Source organism: Tepidimonas sp., assembly GCF_029335975.1.
Taxonomy (GTDB): domain Bacteria; phylum Pseudomonadota; class Gammaproteobacteria; order Burkholderiales; family Burkholderiaceae_C; genus Tepidimonas.
Genome location: NZ_JARJMT020000076.1, coordinates 1 through 7,459 on the forward strand (window position 1 = coordinate 1; position 7,459 = coordinate 7,459).

At 64.8% G+C, this 7,459-nt stretch carries 6 protein-coding genes; 5 read left to right on the forward strand and 1 reads right to left on the reverse strand.

The window, feature by feature from the left end; genetic code table 11:
• The 5 genes from P3W97_RS04210 (at window position 1) to P3W97_RS04230 (ending at window position 6,767) form a co-directional block, all read left to right on the forward strand.
• On the forward strand, window positions 1-1,062 hold the full coding sequence (locus P3W97_RS04210; RefSeq protein ID WP_300844077.1) for a lytic transglycosylase domain-containing protein: 1,062 nt from the start codon (window positions 1-3) through the stop codon (window positions 1,060-1,062).
• A 126-nt stretch (window positions 1,063-1,188) separates the two neighbouring features.
• A complete protein-coding gene (locus P3W97_RS04215; RefSeq protein WP_300844080.1) occupies window positions 1,189-2,148 on the forward strand; it encodes a TAXI family TRAP transporter solute-binding subunit in 960 nt (319 codons plus the stop codon).
• Between the two features lie 7 nt (window positions 2,149-2,155).
• The gene (locus P3W97_RS04220) at window positions 2,156-4,216 is read left to right on the forward strand and encodes a TRAP transporter permease (RefSeq protein WP_300844083.1); all 2,061 of its coding nucleotides are present in this window, start codon (window positions 2,156-2,158) and stop codon (window positions 4,214-4,216) included.
• A gap of 6 nt (window positions 4,217-4,222) precedes the next feature.
• Window positions 4,223-4,777 (forward strand): DUF1850 domain-containing protein, encoded by a 555-nt coding sequence (locus tag P3W97_RS04225; protein ID WP_300844085.1) that lies wholly within the window; start codon window positions 4,223-4,225, stop codon window positions 4,775-4,777.
• A gap of 184 nt (window positions 4,778-4,961) precedes the next feature.
• Complete coding sequence (locus P3W97_RS04230; protein WP_300844087.1) at window positions 4,962-6,767, forward strand: phosphodiesterase; 1,806 nt, start codon at window positions 4,962-4,964, stop codon at window positions 6,765-6,767.
• Here the strand turns inward: P3W97_RS04230 and P3W97_RS04235 are convergent.
• Window positions 6,764-7,450, reverse strand: coding sequence for an MBL fold metallo-hydrolase (locus P3W97_RS04235; RefSeq protein ID WP_300844089.1), 687 nt, complete (start codon window positions 7,448-7,450; stop codon window positions 6,764-6,766). The genes P3W97_RS04230 and P3W97_RS04235 overlap by 4 nt on opposite strands.
• Between the last annotated feature and the right edge of the window lie 9 nt (window positions 7,451-7,459).

A 7,459-nucleotide genomic window follows, 5' to 3' on the forward strand; every position in this document is an offset into this window, starting at 1 on the left:
GTGCTGGCTTTGGGCGCTTTGCTGAGCCTGCCTCTGGCACCCGCTTGGGCGCGCGGCAAAGCGGAGCCCGTGCAGCGCGTGGCAGCAGCCTCGTATGCCGAGCGCGCGGACGCCCGCGCCCTGGCCGACGCCATCGACGCCGCCGAGGCGTGGGACGACGGCTGGGCGCGCCGCTGGATCGCCCAGGCGCGGCACGACGCGCGCGCCGCGCAGCAGGTGCTGCCGCCCCCACCCGCGGCATTCAAGGATTGGGCGGCCTACCGCGCCCGGTTCGTCGAGCCGCGGCGCATCGCAGCGGGCGTTCGCTTTTGGGATGCGCACCACGCCGCGCTGGCGCGCGCGCAGGCCGAATACGGCGTGCCAGCATGGCTGATCGTTGGCATCATCGGGGTGGAAACCCTCTACGGCCAACACCTGGGTCGCCACCGCACGCTGGATGTGCTGACCACGCTGGCGCTGGACTTCCCCGCCCAACACCCGCGCGCCGCCGCCCGGCAGGCGTACTTTCAAGCGGAGCTGCGCGCTTTTTTGCGGCTGGCGCGGCTGTCTGGCACAGCGCCCACCGCCTGGCGCAGCAGTTATGCCGGGGCGCTGGGCCTGCCGCAGTTCATGCCCAGCAGTTGGCTGGCCCATGCCGTGGATTTCGACGGCGACGGCCGCATCGACCTGACCGCGAGTGTGGCCGATGCCATCGGTTCGGTCGCCCAGTTTCTGCGGGCGCACGGCTGGCAGCGTGATCTGCCCGCGCGCTACGGCGTGATCCCGCCGCCCCCCGGCGAGGCGTTGACGGCTTTGCTGGCGCCGGACATCCGGCCCACTTTCACGCTGGAGGAGGTCCGCGCCCTCGGCGCCCAACCGGCCCCCGAAGCGGAAGGCCATCCGGGCCTGCTGGCTCTGGTAGAGCTGCAAAATGGCGATCCGACCCACGGCGGTGCGCCGCCCACCTATGTGCTGGGCACCGAAAATTTCTTCGCTCTCACCCGCTACAACCAAAGCAGCTATTACGCGATGGCGGTGCTGGATCTGGGCCTGGCCGTCGAGCGCGCGGGGCAGATGCGCTGACACGCCAGAGTGTGACGCGCAAGGGTCTTGCCCGCACGGCTCCCGGGGTTTCCCCTGACGGGCGCGCGGGCCTTCGAGCGCTACCATCATCAAACAAATTTGATGACCGTAAGCAGAGGAGACCCCATGCGCATGATCCGCCAACTCGCCGCCGCCCTGGGCATCGGTGCGGCCTTGGTCGCCGGCACCGCCGCCGCCCAGTCCACGCAGTTCGTCAACGTTCTGACGGGGGGACAAAGCGGCGTTTATTACCCTGTCGGTGTGGCGCTGTCGCAGATCTACGCCAAGGAGATCCCCAACGCCCGCAGCACGGCCCAGGTCACGCGCGCCTCGGCCGAAAATCTCAATCTACTGCAATCGGGGCGCGGCGAAGTCGCCTTCACACTGGCCGATGCGCTGTCCGACGCCTGGAAGGGCAGCGAGGAAGCCGGCTTCAAGCAAAAGCTCGACAAGCTGCGTGGCATTTCGGCCCTGTACAACAACTACATCCAGATCGTGGCCAGTGCCGACTCGGGCATCCGCACCCTGGCCGATCTGAAGGGCAAGCGGGTCTCTGTCGGAGCTGCCCGCTCCGGCACCGAGCTCAACGCCCGCGCCATCCTCAAGGCCGCCGGCATGAGCTACAGCGATCTGGCCAAGGTCGAATACCTGCCATTTGGCGAATCGGTCGAGCTGATCAAGAACCGCCAACTCGATGCCACCCTGCAATCGGCCGGCCTGGGGGTGGCCTCCATCCGCGACCTGGCCACCGCCGTGCGCATCGCGGTCGTGCCCATTCCGCACGACGTGGTGGCCAAGGTGGGTGACCCGGCCTACCAGCCCTCCACGATCCCGGCCAACACCTACAACGGCCAGACCGAGGACGTACCCACCGCCGCCATCCCCAACTTCCTGGTGACGCATGCCGGCGTACCCGAGGAAACGGTCTACCGCATGACCAAGGCCATGTATGACAACCTGGACACCCTGCACGCCGCCCACAGCGCCGCGCGCGCCATCAAGCGCGAGAACGCACTCAAGGGTATGCCCGTGCCGCTGCATCCAGGCGCCGAACGCTACTACCGCGAGGTCGGTCTGCTGAAGTGATCGCTGCATGAGCGCCGCCACGGACACCCTGACGGCGGGCACGCCTTCTCATCGGGCCGTCCTGCGCGGCCCGATTTTTTGGGTGGCCCTCGCTTTCGCCGCTTTCCAGCTCTGGATGGCGGCCTTCCATTCCTTGTCCAGCCAGGTCATCCGCGCCATGCACGTCGGCTTCGTGTTGTGGCTGGTGTTCCTGCTATATCCACCGTACCGACAACACCCGGGCTGGGTCGGTCGGGCTGGACGGGTCCTGGGCTGGGGGCTGGGCCTCGCCGGCCTGGGCACGGGACTCTACCAATGGGTGTTCGAGGCCGACCTCACCCAGCGCGCCGGCGAACTGGCGGACTGGGACTGGTGGATTGGCATCGTCGCCATCGCCCTGGTCTTCGAGGCGACCCGGCGTGTCATGGGCTGGGGCCTGCCCATCATCTGCGCGGTCTTTCTGGCCTACGGTGCGTTCGGGCAACACCTGCCCGGCACGCTGGCTCATCGCGGCTACGACTGGGAGATCCTCATCGCCACGCTCGGTTTTGGCACCGAGGGGATCTACGGCACGCCAACCTATGTGTCGTCGACGTACATCTTTCTGTTCATCCTGTTCGGCGCATTTTTGGAGCAGGCCGGCATGGTGCGGCTGTTCACCGACTTCGCCATGGGGACAGTGGGCCACTCGCGCGGCGGGCCGGCCAAGGTGGCGGTGATCTCGTCGGGCCTGATGGGCACGATCAACGGCTCCGGGGTCGCCAACGTGGTGACGACGGGACAATTCACCATCCCGCTGATGAAGCGCTTTGGCTACAGCCCGGCGTTTGCCGGTGGCGTCGAGGCCACCTCCAGCATGGGCGGACAGATCATGCCGCCGGTGATGGGGGCGGTGGCCTTCATCATGGCTGAGACGATCAACGTGCCGTATCTGGCCATCGTCAAGGCGGCGCTGATCCCGGCGATCCTGTACTTCGTGACGGCGTTCTGGATGGTGCATCTGGAGGCCGGGCGCAAGGGCCTGATGGGCCTGCCCCGGGAGCAGTGTCCCGACCCGTGGGCTGCGGTAAGCGAGCGCTGGTACCTGCTGCTGCCGCTGGCCAGTCTGGTCGTGCTGCTGTTCTCCGGCTACACGCCGATGTTCTCTGGAACCGTGGGGCTGGCCCTGACAGTGGTATTGATTTTTGGGGCTGCAGTGATGCAGGGCGTGCGCGGGCTGCCGCTGCGGGTGCTGTTCTGGGTGCTGCTGGCGCTGGCGTGTAGCGGGTTCTTCCGATTTGGGGCGGGGACCTTTTTCGTGGTGACGGCAGCGCTCGTGGGGCTGACCTATGTGCTGCGCGTCGGCGCGGACGCCCGCTGGACGGCGCTGCAAGCGCTGGTGGATGGCGCGCTCCATGCGCTGCCGGTGGCGTCGGCCTGTGCGCTGGTGGGAATCATCATCGGCGTCATCAATCTGACCGGCGTGGCGGCCGAAATCGGCGGGCACGTCATCGCGATAGGCCGGGATAACCTGCTGCTGGCCCTGTTTTTGACCATGCTGACCTGCATAGTGCTGGGCATGGGCGTCCCCACGATCCCCAACTACATCATCACCAGCTCGTTGGCGGCGCCGGTGCTGCTGGAGCTGGGCGTGCCGCTGATCGTGTCGCACATGTTCGTCTTTTATTTTGGCATCATGGCCGATCTGACACCCCCGGTCGCACTCGCCGCATTTGCCGCAGCCCCAATTGCCCGGGAATCAGGTTTGAAGATCAGCCTCAATGCCGTGCAGGTCGCCGTCGCTGGGTTCGTGGTTCCGTATATGGCGGTGTACAGCCCGGCGCTGATGCTACAGGGCGACCCCACTTGGCTGGCCGTGACGTGGGTGGTGTTCAAGGCGCTGGTGGCCATCGGCCTGTGGGGCGCAGGGGCAATCGGTTTTCTGTGGGGCCCGATGGCGTGGTGGGAGCGGGTCTGGGCCATCGCCGCCGCCAGTCTGCTGGTGATGGCGCTGCCGGCCACGGACGAAGCCGGTCTGGCGGGTGCCGTGGCGCTGCTGCTGTGGCACGGCCTGCACCGGCGCCGCCGCCCGCCCGTGCGAGCGGGTTGAGGGACCATGGCCGGGCCCCAGACCTGGGCACTGTGCCTGCTGTGGGCGGCTTCGGCGGCGGACCTGCCACCGACGGACGAGGGCCCGCCGCTGCGCGCCGAAGTCGTGCTAGTCGGGCGCACCATGACGCTGGCGTGGACGCATTCCATCGAGCACGTGCGCTGGGAGGAGTCCTATGCCCTGCTCGCCCCCACCGACACCGGGCAGCGCTGCCCTCCCGCGCGGGACGGTGCCCTGTGCCCGCTGTGGGCCCGGGTGCGGGGATCGGGCGCGGGGATGGAGCCGGCGCCGGACGCCGTCTGGCGCGATGGCGGCTATGAATGGTCGCCGCCCCCCGTCGCCCTGCCCGCCCTGCGGCTGATGCATTCGGCCTACACGGCCGACTACACGCTGTGCCTGGACGGCCAGTGCCGGGTGCTGCGCGAATGGGCCACCCCTGTCCCATCTGGTGCCAGCGCCTCCGACGCAGCCGCAGTGCGGCTGCGGCCTTGCCGGATGACGGACGACGACCCGGCCGCCAGAAGAGTCAGGCCGCCACCGGCGACAAAAACGCCTGGCTGATGCGCGTGCCCGCCGTACAGGCAGCCAGCGGGCACAGGCGGTGCAGGGGACACCTACGTCGCCCACAAGAGCTATCGTTTCGTCATACCCGATAGGCGGATCAGGCAGACCGCAACAGCAAGCAATACGTCATAGCAGCGTCATAGACCGAAGATAACGTTAACCGATTGTGGAGCGATTGATCATGAACGCAGTGAATATGTTCATCTTGCCGCTACCATCCGCATCTGCTTCCCCAGATCCCCATAGCGTGCGGGGCCTGCTGCAAACCGATTCGCTGCGCATGCACCTGCAGCCTATCGTCGATATGGCCGCATGCCGAATCATCGGGCATGAAGCCCTGGTGCGCACTCCTGCCGAATGCACCTGGCGTACACCCGACACCCTGTTCGCGGCTGCCCGCCGCGAGGGCAGCGTTCTGGAACTCGAACAGGCATGCATGATGGCCGCGCTGGTCCGCCGGCGCGAAGTGCCCGGCCCTGGCCAATTGTTCGTCAATCTCAGCGCAGCGGCTTTCGTGCGTGTTTTATCTCTCATGGCCAATCATGTCGATACCGCCTTGAATTTAGACTGGAGTGGCGTCGTCATCGAACTGACTGAGCATGAACATGTGCATGATGTTTCAGCCGCGCAGGAAGCCCTGACTTTTTGGCGTGGACGTGGCGGGGCATTGGCGCTGGATGACTTTGGCGATGGACGCTCGAGCTTGCGCCTTTGGTCGGAACTGAGGCCAGAGTACATCAAAATCGACAAATACTTTATTCACCACATCCACCGAGAAGGACATAAAATAAAAACCTTGCGCGCCCTCCAGCAGTTGGCTGAAACCTTCGGATCGCGATTGATCGCGGAGGGTGTAGAAGAAGCCGACGAACTGATGGCTTTGCGCGACCTGAACATCCCGCTGGTTCAAGGCTATTTCTTGGGTCGCCCCGATTTGCAGCCGGCGACAGAGATACCCCAAGCGGCCATGGATGTATTGCAGAGCCGTCAATTGGCTGTGCTACCCGAAGATCGTCCCGTGATCAACCGTGGCCTGACCGCCCGGTCGTTGATGACGATTGCCGAAGCCTTGCCTTCGACCGCCAATCACAAACAGGCCCTGGATTTCTTTGCCAAACACCCGGATTTGCATGCGGTTGCCCTGCTCGAGGAAGGCAAACCTCTCGGCCTGCTGGCTCGACACACCATGGAAGAGCTGGCCATTCAGCAGCCCTATTTTCGCGAACTGTACGGCAAACGCCCCTGCATACGCCACGCCAATACCTCCCCGCTGATTGTGGATGCCAACACCCCGATCGAACAGCTCACCTCGGTGCTGGTTTCTGCGGATCAGCGCTATTTGCGGGAGGGTTTCATCATCACTGAAGGCGGACGTTATATCGGACTGGGAACTGGCGAGCAACTCGTCCGGCGCGTGACCGAGGCGCGTATCGAGGCGGCCCGTCACGCCAACCCGTTGACTTTTTTACCTGGCAACGTGCCGTTGACTCTGCACATGGAGCGCTTGCTAGAAAATAGAGAACCCTTTACGGCATGCTACGCAGACCTGAACAACTTCAAAGCCTTCAACGACCATTATGGCTATTGGCGCGGCGACGAAATGATCCGTTTGCAGGCACGCTGCCTCAGCGAAGCATGCGACCCGCGCAAAGACTTCATCGGTCACGTGGGCGGCGATGACTTCGTATTATTGATGCAAAGCGAAGACTGGCATGAGCGAGTGACGAATGCAGTGGAAAAATTCAACACGCTGGCGCAAGAGTTGTTCGACGAGAATGCCAGAAAGGCTGGTGGAATATACGCGGAGGATCGTCATGGGATCATGCGTTTTCATCCCATGACAACCGTGAGCATCGGTGCGGTGCGCGTGCAACCCAAAAAATTCGCACATGCCGAGCAAGTTGCCAACGCGGCAGCAATGGCCAAACACCACGCCAAGCAGTCGCGACTGGGAATCTACGTGGATGACGAAGCCAATCCAGGCTAATCGATCATCGCCAGATCTCCCTTCTCCCTAGAATCGTTACCCCCAGCATTTTCCCGCGAGTTACCACGGCCGTCGGCGTCATTTGCGCGCCAGTAGCGGCGATTTTTTTCCCGTTCGCAGATCACTTGCGAGGGCTGCGCACTGGACCAAGCGATCGCGCCGCAGGTTGCCGTGTTGACCCATCTCAAATTCTCGGCGTCCAATCGTCGCACCACGGCGGCATGCGGGTGACCATAGCGGTTGCGCCATCCTGCCTGTATCGCCACCCACTCGGGCTTGACCGCCTTCAACCACCGTTCACTGGTGGATGTCTGACTCCCGTGGTGCGCCGCCACCAGCAACCCCACTTTTAATGTGGGATAGGCATCCAGCAGCACGGCCTCCTCTTCAGATCGAATATCCCCCGTCAGCAAAGCGGAGGCCCGGCCCCTTCCGACTAGCAGACCACACGAGCGGGCGTGGTCGCCCCCCTGCCGCGGCGGTGCCCAGTCAGGCGTTGGCGGATGGAGGAATTGGAAGGACACGCCATCCCACTCCCCCGACACGCCTGCGGCGCATGTCTGTACTGGACCTGCGTGTCGAGCCCCGGGGTCGAATGAAGCCCACCAGCTGGCAGCTGGGAAGGCCTGGGCCAGCGTAGACAGGCCACCCGCATGGTCATTGTCATCGTGACTGATGACCACCCCCTGGGG

Coding starts and splice junctions, on each gene's coding strand:
- P3W97_RS04215 (WP_300844080.1), top strand. CDS start 1,189: ATGCGCATGATCCGCCAACTCGCCGCCGCCCTGGGCATCGGTGCGGCC.
- P3W97_RS04220 (WP_300844083.1), top strand. CDS start 2,156: ATGAGCGCCGCCACGGACACCCTGACGGCGGGCACGCCTTCTCATCGG.
- P3W97_RS04225 (WP_300844085.1), top strand. CDS start 4,223: ATGGCCGGGCCCCAGACCTGGGCACTGTGCCTGCTGTGGGCGGCTTCG.
- P3W97_RS04230 (WP_300844087.1), top strand. CDS start 4,962: ATGAACGCAGTGAATATGTTCATCTTGCCGCTACCATCCGCATCTGCT.